This window comes from Nocardia sp. NPDC057272, from assembly GCF_042668615.1.
In the GTDB taxonomy this organism is placed as follows: domain Bacteria; phylum Actinomycetota; class Actinomycetes; order Mycobacteriales; family Mycobacteriaceae; genus Nocardia.
In genome coordinates, this window is the sequence record NZ_JBHUYK010000008.1 from 132922 (window position 1) to 150655 (window position 17734).

Annotated in this window: 19 protein-coding genes; 10 read left to right on the plus strand and 9 right to left on the minus strand. The window is 66.7% G+C overall.

The window, feature by feature from the left end; translation table 11 throughout:
• Window positions 1–24 precede the first annotated feature (24 nt).
• The 7 genes from rplB to rpsQ are packed head-to-tail and all read left to right on the plus strand — an operon-like array spanning window position 25 to window position 3275.
• On the plus strand, window positions 25–861 hold the full coding sequence (gene rplB, locus ACFULV_RS14440; protein ID WP_056818484.1) for a 50S ribosomal protein L2: 837 nt from the start codon (window positions 25–27) through the stop codon (window positions 859–861).
• Between the two features lie 14 nt (window positions 862–875).
• Window positions 876–1157 carry a 30S ribosomal protein S19 gene (gene rpsS / locus ACFULV_RS14445; protein ID WP_056818481.1) on the plus strand — a complete coding sequence of 94 codons (282 nt, stop codon included), beginning with the start codon at window positions 876–878 and terminating at the stop codon, window positions 1155–1157.
• Window positions 1154–1555 (plus strand): 50S ribosomal protein L22, encoded by a 402-nt coding sequence (gene rplV / locus ACFULV_RS14450; RefSeq protein WP_067448312.1) that lies wholly within the window; start codon window positions 1154–1156, stop codon window positions 1553–1555. Before rpsS ends, rplV begins: the two co-directional genes overlap by 4 nt.
• Window positions 1556–2350 (plus strand): 30S ribosomal protein S3, encoded by a 795-nt coding sequence (gene rpsC / locus ACFULV_RS14455; protein WP_378656583.1) that lies wholly within the window; start codon window positions 1556–1558, stop codon window positions 2348–2350.
• Window positions 2351–2353: 3 nt separating this feature from the next.
• Window positions 2354–2770 (plus strand): 50S ribosomal protein L16, encoded by a 417-nt coding sequence (gene rplP, locus ACFULV_RS14460; protein WP_056818475.1) that lies wholly within the window; start codon window positions 2354–2356, stop codon window positions 2768–2770.
• Complete coding sequence (gene rpmC, locus ACFULV_RS14465; protein ID WP_056818473.1) at window positions 2770–3009, plus strand: 50S ribosomal protein L29; 240 nt, start codon at window positions 2770–2772, stop codon at window positions 3007–3009. Before rplP ends, rpmC begins: the two co-directional genes overlap by 1 nt.
• Entirely contained in the window at window positions 3006–3275 is a 270-nt protein-coding gene (gene rpsQ, locus ACFULV_RS14470; RefSeq protein WP_101464453.1) for a 30S ribosomal protein S17, read from the plus strand. Before rpmC ends, rpsQ begins: the two co-directional genes overlap by 4 nt.
• A gap of 146 nt (window positions 3276–3421) precedes the next feature.
• On the opposite strand, the gene ACFULV_RS14475 is transcribed toward rpsQ, so the two are convergent.
• From ACFULV_RS14475 to ACFULV_RS14495, 5 genes are all read right to left on the minus strand, one after another.
• Window positions 3422–5413: a hypothetical protein gene (locus tag ACFULV_RS14475; protein WP_378656587.1), complete on the minus strand. Its 1992-nt coding sequence runs from the start codon at window positions 5411–5413 to the stop codon at window positions 3422–3424.
• A 135-nt stretch (window positions 5414–5548) separates the two neighbouring features.
• Window positions 5549–6385: an SDR family oxidoreductase gene (locus tag ACFULV_RS14480; RefSeq protein ID WP_378656590.1), complete on the minus strand. Its 837-nt coding sequence runs from the start codon at window positions 6383–6385 to the stop codon at window positions 5549–5551.
• Between the two features lie 192 nt (window positions 6386–6577).
• Window positions 6578–7312 carry a CPBP family intramembrane glutamic endopeptidase gene (locus ACFULV_RS14485; RefSeq protein ID WP_378656593.1) on the minus strand — a complete coding sequence of 245 codons (735 nt, stop codon included), beginning with the start codon at window positions 7310–7312 and terminating at the stop codon, window positions 6578–6580.
• A 126-nt stretch (window positions 7313–7438) separates the two neighbouring features.
• Entirely contained in the window at window positions 7439–8380 is a 942-nt protein-coding gene (locus ACFULV_RS14490; protein ID WP_378656596.1) for an RluA family pseudouridine synthase, read from the minus strand.
• A gap of 70 nt (window positions 8381–8450) precedes the next feature.
• Window positions 8451–9026: a putative glycolipid-binding domain-containing protein gene (locus ACFULV_RS14495; protein ID WP_378656598.1), complete on the minus strand. Its 576-nt coding sequence runs from the start codon at window positions 9024–9026 to the stop codon at window positions 8451–8453.
• Between the two features lie 407 nt (window positions 9027–9433).
• Here ACFULV_RS14495 and ACFULV_RS14500 point away from each other — a divergent pair, with 407 nt between their 5' ends.
• Both ACFULV_RS14500 and ACFULV_RS14505 read left to right on the plus strand, forming a co-directional pair.
• Window positions 9434–11266, plus strand: a complete 1833-nt coding sequence (locus ACFULV_RS14500) for an ABC transporter ATP-binding protein (RefSeq protein WP_378632182.1) — start codon at window positions 9434–9436, stop codon at window positions 11264–11266.
• Window positions 11263–12999: an ABC transporter ATP-binding protein gene (locus ACFULV_RS14505; RefSeq protein WP_378656601.1), complete on the plus strand. Its 1737-nt coding sequence runs from the start codon at window positions 11263–11265 to the stop codon at window positions 12997–12999. Before ACFULV_RS14500 ends, ACFULV_RS14505 begins: the two co-directional genes overlap by 4 nt.
• Before the next feature lie 43 nt (window positions 13000–13042).
• Here ACFULV_RS14505 and ACFULV_RS14510 read toward each other — a convergent pair whose 3' ends face one another.
• From ACFULV_RS14510 to ACFULV_RS14520, 3 genes are all read right to left on the minus strand, one after another.
• Window positions 13043–14254 carry a pyridoxal phosphate-dependent aminotransferase gene (locus ACFULV_RS14510; RefSeq protein WP_378656604.1) on the minus strand — a complete coding sequence of 404 codons (1212 nt, stop codon included), beginning with the start codon at window positions 14252–14254 and terminating at the stop codon, window positions 13043–13045.
• A gap of 74 nt (window positions 14255–14328) precedes the next feature.
• Window positions 14329–14748 (minus strand): TIGR03667 family PPOX class F420-dependent oxidoreductase, encoded by a 420-nt coding sequence (locus tag ACFULV_RS14515; RefSeq protein WP_378656606.1) that lies wholly within the window; start codon window positions 14746–14748, stop codon window positions 14329–14331.
• Window positions 14749–14839: 91 nt separating this feature from the next.
• Window positions 14840–15547, minus strand: coding sequence for a siderophore-interacting protein (locus ACFULV_RS14520; protein ID WP_378656609.1), 708 nt, complete (start codon window positions 15545–15547; stop codon window positions 14840–14842).
• 105 nt (window positions 15548–15652) lie between these two features.
• Between ACFULV_RS14520 and ACFULV_RS14525 the strand changes: the two genes are divergently transcribed.
• A complete protein-coding gene (locus ACFULV_RS14525; protein WP_378632462.1) occupies window positions 15653–16924 on the plus strand; it encodes a SidA/IucD/PvdA family monooxygenase in 1272 nt (423 codons plus the stop codon).
• Window positions 16925–16999: 75 nt separating this feature from the next.
• Here the strand turns inward: ACFULV_RS14525 and ACFULV_RS14530 are convergent, their stop codons facing one another.
• A complete protein-coding gene (locus ACFULV_RS14530; protein ID WP_378656612.1) occupies window positions 17000–17662 on the minus strand; it encodes a GNAT family N-acetyltransferase in 663 nt (220 codons plus the stop codon).
• Window positions 17663–17734 lie beyond the last annotated feature (72 nt).

Here is a 17734-nt window from a genome sequence, read left to right on the forward strand (position 1 = left end):
GACTCCAGAAAGCGAGAAGAACTCATGGCAATCCGTAAATACAAGCCGACTACGCCGGGCCGTCGTGGCTCCAGCGTCTCGGACTTCGCCGAGATCACCCGGTCGACGCCGGAGAAGTCGCTGCTGCGCCCGCTCACCAAGTCCGGTGGTCGTAACGCGCACGGTCGCATCACCACTCGTCACCGCGGTGGCGGTCACAAGCGTGCCTACCGTCTGATCGACTTCCGTCGGCTGGACAAGGACGGCATCCCGGCCAAGGTCGCTCACATCGAGTACGACCCCAACCGCACCGCCAACATCGCACTGCTGCACTTTGCCGACGGCGAGAAGCGCTACATCATCGCGCCGAAGGGCATCAAGCAGGGCAGCCCGATCGAGTCCGGCCCCACGGCCGACATCAAGCCGGGTAACAACCTGCCGCTGCGCAACATCCCGACCGGTACCACGATTCACAACGTGGAGCTGCGTCCGGGCGGTGGCGCCAAGATGGCTCGTTCCGCTGGAATGAGCATTCAGCTGCTGGGCAAGGAAGGGCCGTACGCGACCCTTCGTATGCCTTCGGGTGAAATCCGCCGTGTCGACGTGCGCTGCCGCGCCACCGTCGGCGAGGTCGGCAACGCCGAGCAGTCGAACATCAACTGGGGCAAGGCCGGCCGTATGCGCTGGAAGGGCCGTCGCCCTACCGTCCGTGGTGTCGTCATGAACCCGGTCGACCACCCGCACGGTGGTGGTGAGGGTAAGACCTCCGGTGGTCGCCACCCGGTCTCCCCGTGGGGTCAGCCTGAGGGCCGCACCCGCAAGCCCAACCGCCCGAGTGACAAGCTCATCGTTCGCCGTCGTAAGACCGGCAAGAAGCGCTAAGGAGGAGGTAAGAAATGCCACGCAGCCTCAAGAAGGGCCCGTTCGTCGACGACCACCTCCTCGCGAAGGTGGACGTGCAGAACGAAAAGGGCACGAAGCAGGTCATCAAGACCTGGTCGCGTCGCTCGACCATCATCCCCGATTTCATCGGGCACACTTTCGCCGTCCACGACGGTCGCAAGCATGTCCCGGTGTTCATCTCGGACAACATGGTCGGCCACAAGCTCGGTGAGTTCGCGCCGACCAGGACGTTCAAGAGCCACGTCAAGGACGACCGGAAGAGCAAGCGGCGATGACTGAAACCATTCAGAACCCGACTGCACGCGCAACCGCCAAGCACGTTCGGGTCACCCCGATGAAGGCCCGTCGAGTCGTGGACCTGGTCCGCGGCAAGAGCGTCGAGGACGCGCTGGCGATCCTGCGGTTCGCACCGCAGGCTGCCAGCGAGCCCGTGGCCAAGGTCGTGGCTTCGGCCGCGGCGAACGCCGAGAACAACCTCGGCCTCAACCCGGCCACCCTGGTCATCTCGACTGCTTTTGTCGACGAGGGCGCCACCATGAAGCGTTTCCAGCCGCGGGCCCAGGGCCGTGCGTTCCGGATTCGTAAGCGCACCAGCCACATCACCATCGAGGTCGAGAGCGTGCCCACCACCGGCGCTGCCACTCGTAGCCGCCGGAAGGGAGGGGCAAAGTAAATGGGACAGAAAATTAACCCCCATGGCTTCCGCCTCGGTATCACCACCGACTGGAAGTCGCGTTGGTACGCGGACAAGCAGTACGCGGAATACGTGAAGGAAGACGTTCAGATCCGTAAGCTCCTCGCCACTGGCATGGAGCGGGCCGGCATCTCGAAGGTCGAGATCGAGCGCACCCGTGATCGCGTCCGTGTGGATATCCACACCGCGCGTCCCGGCATCGTGATCGGTCGCCGTGGCGCGGAAGCCGATCGCATCCGCGCCGAGCTGGAGAAGCTCACCAAGAAGCAGGTTCAGCTGAACATCCTCGAGGTCAAGAACCCCGAGTCGGATGCGCAGCTGGTTGCTCAGGGTGTTGCCGAGCAGCTGTCCAACCGTGTGGCGTTCCGTCGTGCGATGCGTAAGGCCATTCAGTCGGCCATGCGTTCGCCGAACGTCAAGGGCATCCGTGTGCAGTGCTCGGGCCGCCTCGGTGGCGCCGAAATGTCGCGCTCGGAGTTCTACCGTGAAGGTCGCGTTCCGCTGCACACGCTGCGTGCGGACATCGACTACGGCCTCTACGAGGCCAAGACCACCTTCGGTCGCATCGGCGTCAAGGTCTGGATCTACAAGGGCGACATCGTCGGTGGTCGTCGTGAAGTGACCGCCGCCGCCGCTGCTCCGGATCGCCAGCGTCGCGAGCGTCCGAGCCGTCCTCGTCGGTCCGGTGCCACTGGCACCACCGCGACCAGCACCGAGGTCGGGCGCGCCGCCACTGCAGTGGCGGAGGCTCCGGCAGAGAACAAGGAGGGCTGACGCATGCTGATGCCCCGTAGGGTCAAGCACCGCAAGCAGCACCACCCCGGTCGCTCCGGCATGGCCAAGGGCGGCACCGCGGTGGCCTTCGGTGAGTACGGCATCCAGGCTCTCGAGCCCGCCTACGTCACCAACCGTCAGATCGAGTCGGCGCGTATCGCAATGACCCGCCACATCAAGCGTGGCGGCAAGATCTGGATCAACATCTACCCCGATCGTCCGCTCACGAAGAAGCCGGCCGAAACCCGCATGGGTTCCGGTAAGGGTTCGCCGGAGTGGTGGGTCGCGAACGTGAAGCCCGGTCGGGTCATGTTCGAGATGTCTTACCCCAACGAGGAGACCGCTCGTGAGGCCCTGCGCCGCGCGATGCACAAGCTCCCGATGAAATGCAGGATCGTGACCAGGGAGGAGCAGTTCTGATGGCTACCGAAACACCGGCCGCAGAGCTCCGTGAGCTCAACGAAGAAGAGCTCGTGGCACGCCTGCGCGAGTCGAAGGAAGAGCTGTTCAACCTGCGCTTCCAGATGGCGACGGGTCAGCTCGACAACAACCGTCGACTGCGCGTCGTCCGCCACGAGATCGCGCGCATTTACACGGTCATGCGTGAGCGCGAGCTCGGCCTGGCCACGGCGCCCGCTGGCAAGGGAGATGCGGCATGAGCGAGAACACCACAGAGCGCAACAGCCGCAAGGTTCGCAGCGGCTACGTTGTCTCGGACAAGATGAACAAGACGATCGTCGTCGAGCTGGAAGACCGTCACCGGCACAAGCTCTACGGCAAGATCATTCGCACCACCTCCAAGGTGAAGGCGCATGACGAGAACGAGATCGCCCACGTCGGCGACCACGTTCAGCTGATGGAGACCCGTCCGCTGTCGGCCACCAAGCGCTGGCGTCTGGTCGAGGTCCTGGAGAAGGCCAAGTAAGGTCCCTCCTCGATCCATCGAGATCGTTTGTACGAAGGCCCGTTTCCCCTTTGGGAAGCGGGCCTTCGTCGTTCGACGACCCGATGCCGTCACATGACAAAGGCCCGCTCCCGGTGTGGGGGCGGGCCTTTGCGGGGTGGGCCGGGTCAGCCGGTGAAGGCGTAGGGCTGGCGGATCTTGTGGGCGAATTCGACGATGTTGGTGACCGTGCTGCTGGGCACGCCGACTTCGCTGCCGATGCTGCGGGCCGACCAGGACTGGTCGGTGAGCTCGAGGATCTCTTCGATCTGGTCGAGGGTCAGGCGCAGGGGACTGCGGTGGGCGATACGGCGGGCCAGGGCGCGGACCTCGGTGTCTTCGTCGAAGTCGAAGTCGTCGGGGGCCGGGAGATCGTCGTCGTCTTCGTCGGGAACGTCCAGGTCGACCTGGTCCGGTGCTGTGGGATTGTCGAGAGCGGCAGCGGGGAGAGGGTCGGAGGTTTTCGTCGGGTGCGCGATGGCTGCCGTCGGCTCCGGCGCTGAGGCCGGTGCGGTCGTGTCTGTCCGCTCGGGGGTGGGCTCGGTGTGTGGTGCCGGCTCCGGCTGCAAGGCCAGTTGCTCTGCGGGTTCGGCGGTGAGGGTCAGTTGTTCCGGTTCCGCGGCGGGAGGCTGTGGATCGTTGTGCACCGCTACCGGATCGGTGATCGGTGGAGTGTCGCCATCAGGGTCACGGGCGACGGTGCCGGCGTGCATCGTCGCCTCGGGAACCGGGTCGGTACCGGTTGCTTCGCCCGCAGGGGAGTGCGCGGCGGTGGTGACCGGTATTCGACGCAAGGTCGAGGCGGCGCCGTTGATCCGGGTGGCGTGCTCGGTGCCGTTGCGGCGATGATCGGCTGCCGCCTTGTGGATGAGTTCGAGAGTGCCGGGGGCGCTCGGCTTGTCGGTGGAGGGGCGGCGCAGGCCGTGCGGGTAGGTACGTTCGGCCGCGGTGGTTGCGGCCTCGGCGACGGCAGGTTCAGCGCTCGGTGCCGGGGTATCGCGGACCACCGGCTCCGGGACAGACGACTGGGCAGGTGAATCGACAGCCTCGTCGGCGGAGACCGAATCCGCTGTCGTGGCGAGGCGTGCTGCCACGTCAGGACCGTTGGTTCCGGCAGCCGCGACGGGCTCGGGCTTCGCGGAGGTCTGAGTGTCCTGCGCCTCGGCGGCATTGACAGCGGTCGAGCCGACTACAGCCAGATGGTTGAGCGGCGATCGGAGTTCGGGCGCAACGCCGTTCATCACTCTGTGGCCGAGGGCCTGCCTGTCGTCACCGAGCGAGTCGGCCTGCTTCAGCGGCAGTGCGGTGATCCGTTCGGCGGTGGAATAGGCGGTATCGCCGGGCAATTCGACCGACGCGCTCTCGATCAACGTCGCGTACCGGGCCGAGACCCACGCGTGCAACCAGATCACCACACCCACCATCACCGGGGCGATGGCGAATTCGGCTGCGCGACCGAAGGATCCGGCGGCCACGTGGGGGCCCGCGTTCAAGGCGATGGTGGTGCCGAGCAGGGCGAGTTCGAACACGATCACCTTGCCGCGCTCCAGCTCACGTCCCCAGCGGGCCGCGGTGGTCGCGGTGACCATGATGACGATGATCGGGATCGAGATCATCGCCTCGATGCCGTAGCTGAGCCAGTACAGCGGGTCGCTCATGTCGCCGCTGGGCACGAGATTGCGTTGCACGTTGACCCCGGCCCACACCATGCCGAGAACGACGACCCCGATCAACGCGCGCGATGACCATTCCGACCGCCGGTACAACTGGGCCAGGCGCGCGTCGGCGCTCGACACCCGTCGTCGTGCGGCCAGCGCCTTGCGATGCCAGCGCGCGTCGGCTTCGTCGGTGCGGCGGATGAGGGCGCTGGTGCGGCGGTCGCGTTGTTCGGCGGCGAGCTCGTCGCCCACGGCGCGCCGCCGCTGTTTGCGCCGCTGCGTGCGAATCCATTCGGCCAGTTCCCGTTCGGCGCGGATCTCGTCGTCGGAGAGCGCGTCGTAGAGGGCCGTGTCGTGTTGGAGGGGGAGCTTGTCGCGGGCCGTGGCGACCTGCTGGGCGAGCGCCGTGATCTCGGTGTTCGGCGCGATCGCGGCATTCTCGCTCAACCGATCGTCGGACATGTCGCGCCTTCCGCCACTCGAACATATGGACTATCGAACATATGTGTGATTGCCAGAGAGCGTAAACGCCGACCGTGCCCCGGTCAACGACAACGAGTCGATTCCGCCGAATCCCCGGCGGCGACACGCCGGAATTCAGGAATCGGATTTGCCGTGGAGCAGCCGTTTCTCATACGACGCGCGGCGCGACGATCCGGCTATCGCCGCAACCTGATTCGGTACTGTCCGCCGCAAGACGAAGTCGCGCAACCACTGTGGCAGCGCGCCGGACAGACTGAGTAGCGGCCCGAGATGCGCGGGCAATGTCACCTCGAATCGCGGCCGTGCGACAACGTCGAGCACTGCCGTGGCGACATCGCTGGGCTGGAGCAATTGTGCTGCGCCCGTATCGGTTCCGGCCGCCAATTCCGTATCGACCACCCCGGGCATGACCGCGGTCAACCGCACGCCGGTCCCGCGCAATTCCTCCCGAACCGCGCTGAGATAGCCGAGCACTCCGTGTTTGGTCGCGGCATATGTCGCTTCACCGGCGGGGGAGACCTTGGACGCGATCGACGCGATGGTGACGATATGCCCGCGCCCGCGTGTCCGCATCGCCGGCGCCGCCAGCCGCACCCCACGGATCACTCCGTGCAGATTCACCGCGAGCATGCGCGCGGTCGCGTTGTCGGGCTCGGCGTCGAACGACCCGACCCACATCACCCCGGCATTGTTGACGAGCACGTCGATCGGGCCGAGGATCGCCTCGGTGACGGCGAGGAAGTCATGAAACGACCGCTCATCGGTCACATCGAGTTCGCACCCGTGCACGGTTCCCGGCAGCCCGGCCGCGGCTTCGCGCGCCGCGCTGCCCGACAGATCACCGAGACACACCCGAGCCCCCGCGACCGCGAACTGCCGCGCGATCTCCAGCCCGATCCCAGCGGCACCGCCGGTCACCGCGACGACCCTGCCGGTGTGCGTACGTTTCATGGCGGACATGCCCTCTCGGTGGATACCGCTACATCTGGCATGTCCTCATGCCAGAAATTGTCGCCAGTATTCCACGCCATCACAACGCGGCGATAGCCTCGGCGGCGACTTCTGGACACTCGATCATCAGGCGCCGGCGGCGTTCGACTTGTGCACAACCCCCGGAGTTCGACCGCCCGGCTCGGGTCGGCTTCAGCGCAGGGCGGTGTGCCAGACGACGGCGGCGGCGAGTGCGCCCGCGCCGTTGAGCGACCAGTGCAGGGCGATGGGTGCGAGGAGGCTACCGCTGCGGCGACGCAGCCAGGTGAACACCACGCCCGCGGCGGCGGTGGCCGCGACGGCGAGTGCTATCCCGGCCATTTGGCCGAGCACGCCGCCGCCGACGATGCTGGACAGTCCCTTGTTGCCCGAGGTGAGGCCGAACGAGGACGCGATGTGCCAGAGACCGAACATCAGCGATCCGGCGGCGAAGAGCCCGCGGACACCGAGGACCCGGTCGAGGGTGCCGTGCAGTACCCCGCGGAAGGCGAGTTCTTCGGGGATCACCGTCTGCAACGGGATCACGATCATCGACGCGATCAGTGCGCCGGAGATCGTGGCATAGCGATCGGCGAGGAAGAATGGCCTGGTGAGCGGCAAGAGAGCGCCGATCGCGACCGCGGTGAGCACGATCCCGACGGCACCGAGCGCGTACACCGTCCCGCGTTTCCAGTGCCTGGGTGACAGCCCGAGTTCCGCCCAGCCCAGCCCGCGCTGGCGCATCAGCGCCAAGAGCGCGAACGCCGCGACGGGAACGGTGACGATATTGGCCCACGCGGTCGTGAAGTGAGCGATCAGATTGGTGCCCGCCAGCACGACGACGACCACCGCGATATCGATGTAGGCATGGAGCTTCGGCCGGGAATCGGCGACGGCGGGTACGGGCACCCGACCGAGTGTACGGAAATATCACGAAACGAAAACGGTCCGGTGAATGCGCGAAAACCCGCTACCCCCGCGTTGAGCGGCCCGGAACGAGCCCACCAAGATCGACTGCCGGCGTGGTGCTGTGAGCTACTCGACAGCCGACCCGGACCATCCGGCCATATCGGTCCAGGCCTGCAACTCGCGCCGCGTCTCGAACCGTCGCGGGACCCCGCTGATCGGATCCGTGAATTCGAGCGAGGCCGCCAGCAATTGCAACGGCCGCGTGTAATCGTCGACCGATTTATCGGTGATCACGGGGTAGAAATCGTCGCCGAGAATCGGCACGCCGAGCCCGTTCATATGCAGGCGCAGCTGATGGGTTCGCCCGGTGTGCGGGCGAAGGCGGTAGCGCCCGAGCCCGTCGCGATGTTCGACCAGCTCGACCTCGGTCTCGGCGTTGGGCTCGCCGTCCACCTCGAAAGCGGCGAGCACCTGCTTCTCCTTGATGATCCGGCTGCGCACGGTCCGCGGCAGCTCGAGCGCGGGATCGTAGGGCGCGATGGCCTCGTATTCCTTGCGCACGGTCTTGCGGTGGAACATCGTCTGATAGGCGCCGCGCCGGGCCGGATTCACCACGAACAGCAGCAGGCCGGCGGTGACCCGGTCCAGTCGGTGCGCCGGGATCAGGTCGGGCAGTTCGAGCTCGTTGCGCAACCGCACCAGCGCCGTTTGGAGAATGTGCTGACCGCGCGGGATCGTCGCCAGAAAATGTGGCTTGTCGATCACGAGGATGTCGCCGTCGCGGTGCACGATCCCGATCTCGAACGGCACCTCGGTCTCGACGGGCAGATCGCGGTGGAACCACACCGCGCCGCCCGGCACGAACGGCGCGTCCGGTGTCAGCGGACCTTCCAGATCCACGATCTCGCCCGCCACCAGCATCGCGTCGATCCTGGCCGGATCCACCCGCGGCAACCGCTCGACGAGGTGATCGCGCACGGTCGTCCACTGCCCGTCCTCCGGGAGCCGGAGTCGGGCGGGATCGAGGCCGTGCCGTTTCGGCAGCGGCGGCTGCTGCCTACGTCGCATAGGAAGAAGTGTTGTCGAGCCGGTGGCGCCGGGTGCTGTCGGCCCCTCGGAACCTGCTCGACGTCGTGGATCACGCGGTGCGTGTAGCCAGCCCGGGGTAGTCGATGATCAGACCCGACTCGTCGTAATCCAGGGTGGCGTGGAAGTCGAATTCGGGCGCGCGGTAGTCGTAGCGCTGACCTACCCCGTCGGCGATCCGGCGATAGTGCTGCGGTAATCGGGCCGCGGTGAGGTCGGCGGCGCGGACATAGGCGGCGGTCGCGTCGGCACTGTCGCCGACCGCGAGCCCGAGGCGATGTACCGGCAAGGCGTTGGTGAACGCCGACGCCTCGAGATCGATATCGAGACACCCGTCGAGCTCGGGCGCGACCGTGCCGTCGACCTGCCAGCGCCCCAGCCCATCGGACTGCACGGTCACCGACCGCCTGCCCTCGGGATATCGCCCGACGATCTGCGCCGACCGGGTGTGCCAGCTCCCGTCGAGCCGCAGCCGATAGTCGATCACCCAGGTGATCCCGTCCTCGACCGCCGTCGCGCACCCTTCGACGAGAACTCCGCGCGCATCATCACGGAAATACGTGACCTCGAATCCGGTACGCGCCTCCCGGTGTAACCAGGCGGCAGAGGAGGGCAGCGGAGTGAACATGGGAAACGCATTCCCGCAATTCCGTCGCTCAATCGCTAACCCGCCCGCTGATCGAGCACCATCAGTTTCGCTTCGACAAGGACTTGACGCGCGCGCCGTCGCACCCGGCACAGGTCGACGCTGCATTCGAGATGTATCTGCATCGCCCGATGCGCCTGTTCGGGCGACAGCTTTCCGGGGTCGGAATGGCAATCGGCGATTGCTGAAATGATTGACGTGACAAACATTTTCGTTCTCCCACCGCTACACGAGATCAAGAGGTAGGGAGGAAATTACGCCCGAAAGAGTGGATTGCCGACGGGTTGACGGGCAGTTCACACAACCTTCCCCGATCGTCCACAAGCACTCAACTTAGGCTAACCTACCTTGGCGGAGTTGCCGCGGACAGGTCGAGAGGCGAGAACGATATGACGGTGCAGGTAGCGCCGCCGCCGGGGGCGGAGTCGGGGAACCGGCTGCCCAAGGCGGCAGCGAAAGCGCAGAAGCAGCGGGAAGCGCTGGCGCGCAAGGAGATTCTGGCACCGGTATCGGGGATGCTCACGGTGGCGAGCCTGATCGTCGCGCTCGCCTCGGTGTGCTCGGTGGTCCCGTTCCTGCTGATCGTGGCGGCCTGCCGCGAACTGCTGAACTCCCCGGTCGACACCGACCGGGTGTGGTGGCTGTTCGGCGCGGCCGTGATAGTGCTCGTCGTGCGGGCGTTGCTCCAGGTCGTGGCGCTCAGCTGGTCGCACGCGGTCGACGCCGGCTACCAGCTCACGCTGCGCAGGCTGCTCGCGGCCAAACTCACCCGGGTGCCGCTGGGCTGGTTCGGCGAGCGCAGCTCCGGTGAGGTCAAAGGCTATCTGCGCGACGATGTCGACGCCCTGCACTTCCTGGTCGCGCACGCCCGCCTCGATTTCATCGGCGCGCTGGTGGTCCCGCTGGTCACCCTCGGCTACCTGTTCACCGTCGACTGGCGACTCACGCTGGTACTGATGATTCCGCTGATCGCCTACATGATCCTGTTCAGCAAGATCATGGACCGCGACGGCCGCGATCGCCTCGCGGTGTACACCCGGTGGGAGCGTCGTCTGTCCGCCGCCACGGTCGAGTTCGTCGACGGTATCCAGGTGGTGCGGGCATTCGGTCAGGCGGGCAAGGCGCACAGGGAGTTCCAGGACGCCGTCGAAGGTCAGGTCCAGGCGGCGCATCGGATGAAGACGCCGATCATTCGCGTGCAGGCGGCCTCCGACATCGTGGTGATGCCCGTGTTCGTCATGCTCGTCGTGGTCCTCGGTGGCCTTGCCGGTGTGGGCCTCGGCTGGGTGGACCCGCTCGATCTGCTGCCGTTCCTGCTGGTGGGTCTGGGTATCGGTAGTTCGCTGCTCGGCCTCGGCTACGGTTCGCAGGCCCTGCGCGCCGGTGGCGCCGCGGCCCTGCGCCTGCACGAACTCCTGCAGACCCCGGAACTGGAGATCGCCGAAACGCCCGCGGGCGCGCAGACCGGCATCGTGCGTTTCGACGGTGTCGAGTTCGCCTACCGCACCGGCCATGACGTGCTGCGCGGCATCGACCTCGAACTGACCCCCGGCACCATCACCGCCCTGGTCGGTCCGAGCGGTTCCGGCAAATCGACCCTGGCGAAGCTGCTGCCGCGTTTCTACGACGTGGGTGCGGGGCGAATCACCATCGACGGCCGCGACATTCGCGAATTCACCAGCGAAGAGCTCTATCGCACGGTCGGATTCGTGTTCCAGGACGTGCGCCTGATCCGCGGCACGATTCGCGAGAACCTCCTGCTGGCCCGCCCCGACGCGGACACCGAGGCCATCGAACGCGCCACCAGGGCCGCCCAGATCCACGACCGGATCCTGGCGCTGCCCCGCGGCTACGACTCCGAGATCGGCGTCGACGCCACGCTGTCCGGCGGCGAGGCGCAGCGGCTGTCGATCGCGCGCGCACTGCTGGCCGACACCCCGGTCCTCGTCCTCGACGAGGCGACCGCCTTCGCCGATCCCGAATCCGAGGCCGCCGTCCAGGACGCACTGGCGGCCCTGGTCGCCGGGCGCACGGTGCTGGTCATCGCGCACCGCCTGCACACCATCACCGGAGTCGATCGAATCCTGGTGCTGGACAACGGAACTCTGGTCGAACAGGGCACGCATGCCGAACTGCGAGCTGCCGGTGGCCTGTACCAGCGGCTGTGGGAGATCAACGAAGCTGCCCTCGGCGCGCTCGCCCTGGTGGAGGAAACACGATGATTCGCAAGGTTTTCCGGCTCGTCCCCGACGAGTTCGCCCCCCTGATCTCGCGGCTGCTCGGCGTGATCGTGGTGCAGGCGCTGTGCCAGGCCATCGCGTATCTGCTGCTGGTTCCCGTGCTGGAAGCGCTGTTCGGTGACGATCTGAGCGGCGCGTGGCTGTGGGCGCTCGGCATGGCCGTCGCCGTGGCCGGTGTGGTCGTCTTCGGTTACCTGCAGGCCGTGATCGGTCTGCGGATCGGTCTGGGCATGCAGCGCGGTCTGCAGACCCGGCTCGGCGATCAGCTCAACGCGTTGCCGCTGGGCTGGTTCGAAGATCGTGACGCGGGCCCGCTCTCGCGGGTGATGGTCGAGCAGGTGCGCGAGATGCAGGGCCTGATCGCCTATCTGCTCACCAAGGTGCTCACCGGCATCATCGTGCCGCTGGTCGTCGCGATCGGGATGCTGTTCATCGACTGGCGCGTCGGCGTGGCGATGTTGCTCGCCGCACCGGTGCTCTACCTGGTGAACAATCTCGCCAATCGCGCCTACACCGGCGCCGACGCCCGGCTGCACGCCGCCGCGGCCGAGGCCGATTCGCGGGTGGTGGAGTTCGCGCAGGCCCAGCCGGTGCTGCGTGCGTTCGGTGCGGTCGGCGCGGGGAACAAGAAGCTGGATTCGGCGCTGGTGCGGCAACGTTCGGCGGTGCTGAAGATGATGGTCGCGACGGTGCCGGGGCTGACCGTGTTCGCGCTGTTCGTGCAGGCGGTGTTCCTGGTGCTGGCGTACATCGCGGTCGTCCAGGTGACCGATGGCGCGATCTCGGCCGCCGCGGCGATCGCGCTGATCGCGGTGAGCGCGCGTTTCATCGAACCGGTGAACCAGGCCGCCCAGCTGGGTACGGCCCTGCGCTCGGCCGCCGCGGCCGCCGACCGCATCACCGACCTGCTCGCCGAATCGCCGCTGCCCGCCGCGACCGAACCGGTCACCCCCGGTGCGCCCGCGGTGGTCTTCGACGAGGTGAGCTTCGGTTACCGCCACGGCGAACCGGTCCTGTCGGACCTGACCTTCACCGTCCCGGCGGGCACCACCACCGCCATCGTCGGACCCAGTGGTTCGGGCAAGACCACCCTGCTGCGCTTGGCCGCCCGCTTCTACGATGTCGACTCCGGCGCGGTCTCGGTGGGCGAACACGATGTGCGCAGGCAGCCTTCGGACACCCTGCTCGACCAGCTCTCGCTGGTCTTCCAGAACGTCTACCTGTTCAACCGCTCGGTCGCCGATAACATCCGCATCGGCAAGCCCGACGCCACCGACGACGAGCTGCACCGCGCGGCGGTGGCGGCCAGGGTCGACGAGATCGTCGATCGCCTCCCGGACGGATTCGACACCACCGTCGGCGAAGGCGGCACCTCGCTGTCGGGCGGTGAGCGTCAACGCGTTTCGATCGCTCGGGCCCTGCTCAAGGACGCCCCGATCGTCCTGCTCGACGAGGCGACCAGTGCGCTGGACCCGCACAGCGAGGCCGTCGTGGTCCGTGGCATCCACGAACTCACCAGGGACAAAACGGTTCTCGTCGTGGCGCACCGTCTCTCGACGATCGCCCATGCCGACCAGATCCTCTTCCTGGACAAGGGCCGGATCGCCGAACGCGGTACGCATGCGGAACTGCTCGCGCTGAACGGTCGCTACGCCGCGTTCTGGAACGAGCGCGAGCGGGCAACTGGCTGGCGCCTGGAGCCGGTCTCCGCGTAGACGCCAGGGCCTCGGCGGTGTCGCGACACCGCCGAGGTCGAGTTCACTGGTGGTAGGTGGAGAGGAAATCGCCGATCTTGCCGATGATCTGGTCGAGCTCATCGGCTTGCGGCAGGGTGACGATGCGGAAGTGGTCAGGGGAGGGCCAGTTGAAGCCGGTGCCCTGCACGACGTGAATCTTGGTGGCCAGCAACAGGTCGAGCACGAACTTCTCGTCGTTGTCGATCCGGTAGGTAGCGCGGTCGAGCTTGGGGAAGGCGTACAGCGCGCCCTTCGGCTTCACACAGGACACGCCCGGAATCGCGTTGAGGGCGGTCCACGCGCGATCACGCTGTTCGAGTAGTCGACCACCGGGCAGGGTGAGTTCGTGGATGCTCTGGTGCCCGCCCAGCGCCGCCTGCACAGCCTGCTGCGCGGGAACATTCGCGCACAGGCGCAATCCCGACAGCATCGTCAGGCCCTCGAGGTAGCTCTCGGCATGGCGGGTCGGTCCGGAGACGGTGAGCCAGCCGGAGCGGAAACCGGCGAGCCGGTAGGCCTTGGACAAGCCGTTGAACGTCAGGCACAGCAGGTCGGGCGCGAGCGAGGCGGTGACGGTGTGGGCGACGTCGTCGTAGAGGATCTTGTCGTAGATCTCGTCGGAGCAGACGATCAGATTGTGCTGGCGGGCGAGTTCGAGCATCTGCTCGAGCACCTCGGTCGGATACACCGCGCCCGTCGGATTGTTCGGGTTGATGATCACGATGGCGCGCGTGCGGTCGGTGATCTTGGCGGCGATGTCGGCGATGTCGGGATACCAGTCGGCGCTCTCGTCGCACAGGTAGTGCACCGCCTTGCCGCCGTTGAGGTGCACGGCGGCGGTCCACAGCGGGAAATCCGGTGCGGGGACGAGGACTTCGTCGCCGTTCTCGATGAGCGCGGTCATCGCCATCATGATGAGCTCGGACGCGCCGTTGCCGAGGAAGACGTTCTCGATATCGAGGTCGTCGACGCCGCGGCCCTCGTAGTACTGCACCACCGCGCGCCGGGCGGGCAGCAACCCCTTGGAGGTCGCGTAGCCCGCCGACGACGGCAGGTTGGCGATGATGTCGCGCAGCAGCTCCGATGGTGCGTCGAAGCCGAACTGCATCGGGTTACCGGTATTGAGCTTGATCACCCGGTGTCCCTCGACCTCGAGCCGAGCGGCGTGCTCGGCTATCGGGCCGCGGATCTCATAGGAAACATTCGCGAGCTTGCTCGACTGTTTGAACTGCATGTCGGCTCCCCACCGTGATACGGACGGAGCTCGCCACAGTACTCGCCGGGTTCACGCGCACGCACCGCGGCAGTTCAGAAGCCGCGCAGGCGGTCCGGGGCGACGCGGATCGGCACCGAGTAGGCCTCGAAGAATTCCGATTCGGTCATCTTGATGTCGACGAAGCCCCTGGTGTATTTCCTTGCGTAGTGGGCGATCTCGTCCTCGGTGGGCGCCTCGTTCATGCGTGCCGTGCCGGTGAAGACGGCGACCTCGCCACCGCTCTCGGTGGCGTTGAAGTTGAGCGCGACCCGCGGATTGCGCGCGAGGTGCCGCAGCTTCTTGGCCTCGGGCATGGTGAAGATGAGGAACTCGTCGTTCTCCCAGTGGAACCACACCGGGTTCGGCTGCGGGGTGGTGTCCGCGCCGATGGTGGTCAACCAGATCACGTGTTCCTTGGCCAGCCGCTTGCCGACCTCTTCGCCGAAGGGGGTAGCGGCATCGAGAATGGACACGGTGCTCTCCTCGCAGGCAGGGGACAACTTCCATCCCTTACCCTCGCGGAAATCCGGTCGGCCCGCCACCCGCCTCGCGGAACCGGTCCGACTACTTCCAGTAGGCCTGCGACTTGATCGAGGTCTTGGGCAGGGCGTGCTGGGTCTTGAGGGTCTTCACGATCGAGCGGGTGGTGTGACCGTCGCAGGTGACCCAGCCGTAAGTGCCGGGGACGCAGGTGATTTCCTGGGCGGCCTCGCGCAGCAGGCGGCCGTCGTCGACGCGCTGGAGCCAGGTGAGGGTGTGGTGGGGCTTGTTGTTCACCGGGATGGTCTTGTCGGATTCGTACTGCCATTCCAGCCAGACTCGCGCGGGGGTGTCGCCGATGGCGTCGAGCAGCGAGTTGATGGCGGGCAGGGAGGCGGTGTCGCCGAAGATGACGTACTCGCTCGGGGTCTGCTCCGGGAGCTGGAAGTCCGAGCCGAGCACGGTGGCGTCGAGCAGGTCGCCCGGCTTCGCGCGGCGGGCCCAGTCGGCCGCCGGACCGTTGTGCAGAGCGAAGTCGATGCTCATGGTGTCTTCGTCGGGGTTCTGGTCGACCAGGGTGTAGCCGCGGTGGTGCAGCTTGTCGCTGGTCGCGTCGGGGATCCACAGGCGGATCCACTGGGTGGGGTGCACCGGGTGGTCGGCGAGCAGGCCGCCGGCGGTGAAGCCGATGCGGATGAACTTGTCGGTGATCTCCTCGTTGGAGGTCACTGTCAGCCGGTAGTCGGCGCCGCCCCAGGCCTTGGTTATCAGACCGTTCAATCCCTTACCCATGGTCGTTAGGTTAGCCTAACGACACTTGTTTGTCTGCTTCGGTGGTTAAATAAGGTAAGCCTATGCAAATATGGGCTGGTGCGTGAGAGAGTGGAGAACGAACCGGTGGAAACCCTCCTGGTAGTCGGCGCTGGGCCGAAAGCCCTTGCGGTGGCGACTAAATCGCACGTTCTGCGCTCGCTCGGAATGCCCGCTCCACGCGTGGTCGTGGTCGAGGCGCATGCCGTCGGCGGCAACTGGCTGCCCACCGGCGGCTGGACCGACGGACAGCACCGTCTGGGCACCAGTCCCGAAAAGGACATCGGCTTCCCGTACCACTCCACGTGGGCGCGCGGGCGCAACCGCGATATCGATCACGCGATGGCCGCCTTCAGCTGGACCACGTTCCTGATCGAACACGGCACCTACGCCGAGTGGATCGACCGCGGCAGGCCGAGTCCGCAACACCACGTGTGGGCCAAGTACCTGCAGTGGGTCGCGAAGTCCATCGACCTCGAGCTGGTGCTCGGTCGTGTGGAGAGGATCGGTCACGGCGATGGTGAGCAGTGGCAGGTCGACGTGGTCGATGCCGACGGCGCGCAGAGCCGGCTCACCGCCGACGGCCTGATGATCACCGGCCCCGGCCGCAGCAGCCGCGCCCTCCTCGACCATCCCCGTGTGCTCAGCATCGCCGAATTCTGGGACCGGGCAGGCAAACGCACGCTGCCCGCCGCCTCGCGCGCCGCGGTGATCGGTGGCGGCGAGACCGGCGGCTCGGCGCTGGACGAGCTGGTGCGGCACGAGATGCTCACCATCTCGGTGATCTCCCCGCTGGCCACCCTCTACACCCGTGGCGAGAGCTTCTTCGAGAACTCGCTGTTCAGCGATCCCGTGAAATGGGCGGCGCTGAGCATCCAGGAACGCCGCGACGTGATCCGGCGCACCGACCGCGGGGTGTTCTCGGTGCGTGTGCAGGAAAGCCTGTTGGGCGACAACCGCGTTCATCACCTGCAGGGGCGGGTCACCAAGATCGCGCCGCAGGGCGAATCGCTGGCCTTGACGCTGAGCAACGAGCTGCGCGCCGACCAGGTCCACAACTTCGACCTGGTGGTGGATGCCACCGGTGGTCAGCCGCTGTGGTTCCTCGAGATGTTCGATCAGCGGACCGCGGATCTGCTCGAGCTCGCCGTCGGCGGTGCCCTGACGCAGTCGCGGATCGAGTCGTCGATCGGCTACGACCTGGCGGTCACCGGGCTCGGCGGCAAGCTCTACCTCCCCAATATGGCTGCGATGGCGCAGGGGCCGGGGTTCCCGAACCTCAGTTGCCTCGGCGAACTTTCGGACCGGGTGCTGCAAACGGTGCCCGCTCGGGCGCGCGCTACCGCCGGCGCTCGCTGAGTGCGCACGAAAGAGCCCCTCCCGATCGATAACTCGACGAGAGGGGCTCTTTCTTTGTGCTCAGCGTTCTTGCGCTCAGCGTGGTGCGACTACGTCTTCCGGCGTGCGCGGCACGTACTGCAACGCGATCCGCCGGTCGGGTCGGACGTCGATCTCGCCGATCGACTGGAACCCGGCCTTGGCCAGGCTGCGAGCGATCGCCACGTTGCGGTGGTCGGGATCGCCCAGGACGCGGCGGCACGCGGGATCGGCCGCGAAAACGGCGGTGGTCATGGTGGAGATCCAGGCCGACATGATGCCCTTGCCGATCACCGCGGTGTCGGCGGTGGCGATGTGGAAGCCGATGTCATGGGGATCGCTGTCGTAGAAGCGGCCGATCTCGTCCTTGGCGGCGCGGTAGAACTCCAGGTAGGCGATATCGCGCACCCCGAGTTCGGGCTCACCCAGGACGGCGAAGTCCAGGCTGAGAATGCACGGGCGGGAATAGGTTCCGGCCAGCTGGGCGCGGAAGTTCTCGCGGCGGCGATCGGCGTCCCAATCCTGTTCCCACGATTCGAGCAGGTGCGGGCGGGCCATCCATTCGGCGAGCAGCTCGGGGTCGGTGCCGTCGGGATCGGCCAGGCGCAGGCTGAACGGCGCCGCGAAGACGGGCAGCACCGGCGCGGGCGTGGCAGCCACCTCGGCGGGCAGATCGGTCTGCTCGCGGGGCAGCGGGGTGGGGGTCCCGACGGGGTTCATCTACTCGGTGCTCCGTTCAATCGTAACCTTGGTCACCTCGATTGGTAAGGCTAGCCTATACTAATGGCTGGG

Excerpts from the sequence above, each read along its gene's own strand:
- ACFULV_RS14490 (WP_378656596.1), bottom strand. The coding sequence starts at position 8,380 with ATGCGACGTAGGCAGCAGCCGCCGCTGCCGAAACGGCACGGCCTCGAT.
- rpsC (WP_378656583.1), top strand. The coding sequence starts at position 1,556 with ATGGGACAGAAAATTAACCCCCATGGCTTCCGCCTCGGTATCACCACC.
- ACFULV_RS14480 (WP_378656590.1), bottom strand. The coding sequence starts at position 6,385 with ATGAAACGTACGCACACCGGCAGGGTCGTCGCGGTGACCGGCGGTGCC.
- rpmC (WP_056818473.1), top strand. The coding sequence starts at position 2,770 with ATGGCTACCGAAACACCGGCCGCAGAGCTCCGTGAGCTCAACGAAGAA.
- rplB (WP_056818484.1), top strand. The coding sequence starts at position 25 with ATGGCAATCCGTAAATACAAGCCGACTACGCCGGGCCGTCGTGGCTCC.
- ACFULV_RS14510 (WP_378656604.1), bottom strand. The coding sequence starts at position 14,254 with ATGCAGTTCAAACAGTCGAGCAAGCTCGCGAATGTTTCCTATGAGATC.
- rpsS (WP_056818481.1), top strand. The coding sequence starts at position 876 with ATGCCACGCAGCCTCAAGAAGGGCCCGTTCGTCGACGACCACCTCCTC.
- ACFULV_RS14520 (WP_378656609.1), bottom strand. The coding sequence starts at position 15,547 with ATGGGTAAGGGATTGAACGGTCTGATAACCAAGGCCTGGGGCGGCGCC.
- ACFULV_RS14475 (WP_378656587.1), bottom strand. The coding sequence starts at position 5,413 with ATGTCCGACGATCGGTTGAGCGAGAATGCCGCGATCGCGCCGAACACC.
- ACFULV_RS14530 (WP_378656612.1), bottom strand. The coding sequence starts at position 17,662 with ATGAACCCCGTCGGGACCCCCACCCCGCTGCCCCGCGAGCAGACCGAT.
- rpsQ (WP_101464453.1), top strand. The coding sequence starts at position 3,006 with ATGAGCGAGAACACCACAGAGCGCAACAGCCGCAAGGTTCGCAGCGGC.
- ACFULV_RS14495 (WP_378656598.1), bottom strand. The coding sequence starts at position 9,026 with ATGTTCACTCCGCTGCCCTCCTCTGCCGCCTGGTTACACCGGGAGGCG.
- rplV (WP_067448312.1), top strand. The coding sequence starts at position 1,154 with ATGACTGAAACCATTCAGAACCCGACTGCACGCGCAACCGCCAAGCAC.
- ACFULV_RS14500 (WP_378632182.1), top strand. The coding sequence starts at position 9,434 with ATGACGGTGCAGGTAGCGCCGCCGCCGGGGGCGGAGTCGGGGAACCGG.
- rplP (WP_056818475.1), top strand. The coding sequence starts at position 2,354 with ATGCTGATGCCCCGTAGGGTCAAGCACCGCAAGCAGCACCACCCCGGT.
- ACFULV_RS14505 (WP_378656601.1), top strand. The coding sequence starts at position 11,263 with ATGATTCGCAAGGTTTTCCGGCTCGTCCCCGACGAGTTCGCCCCCCTG.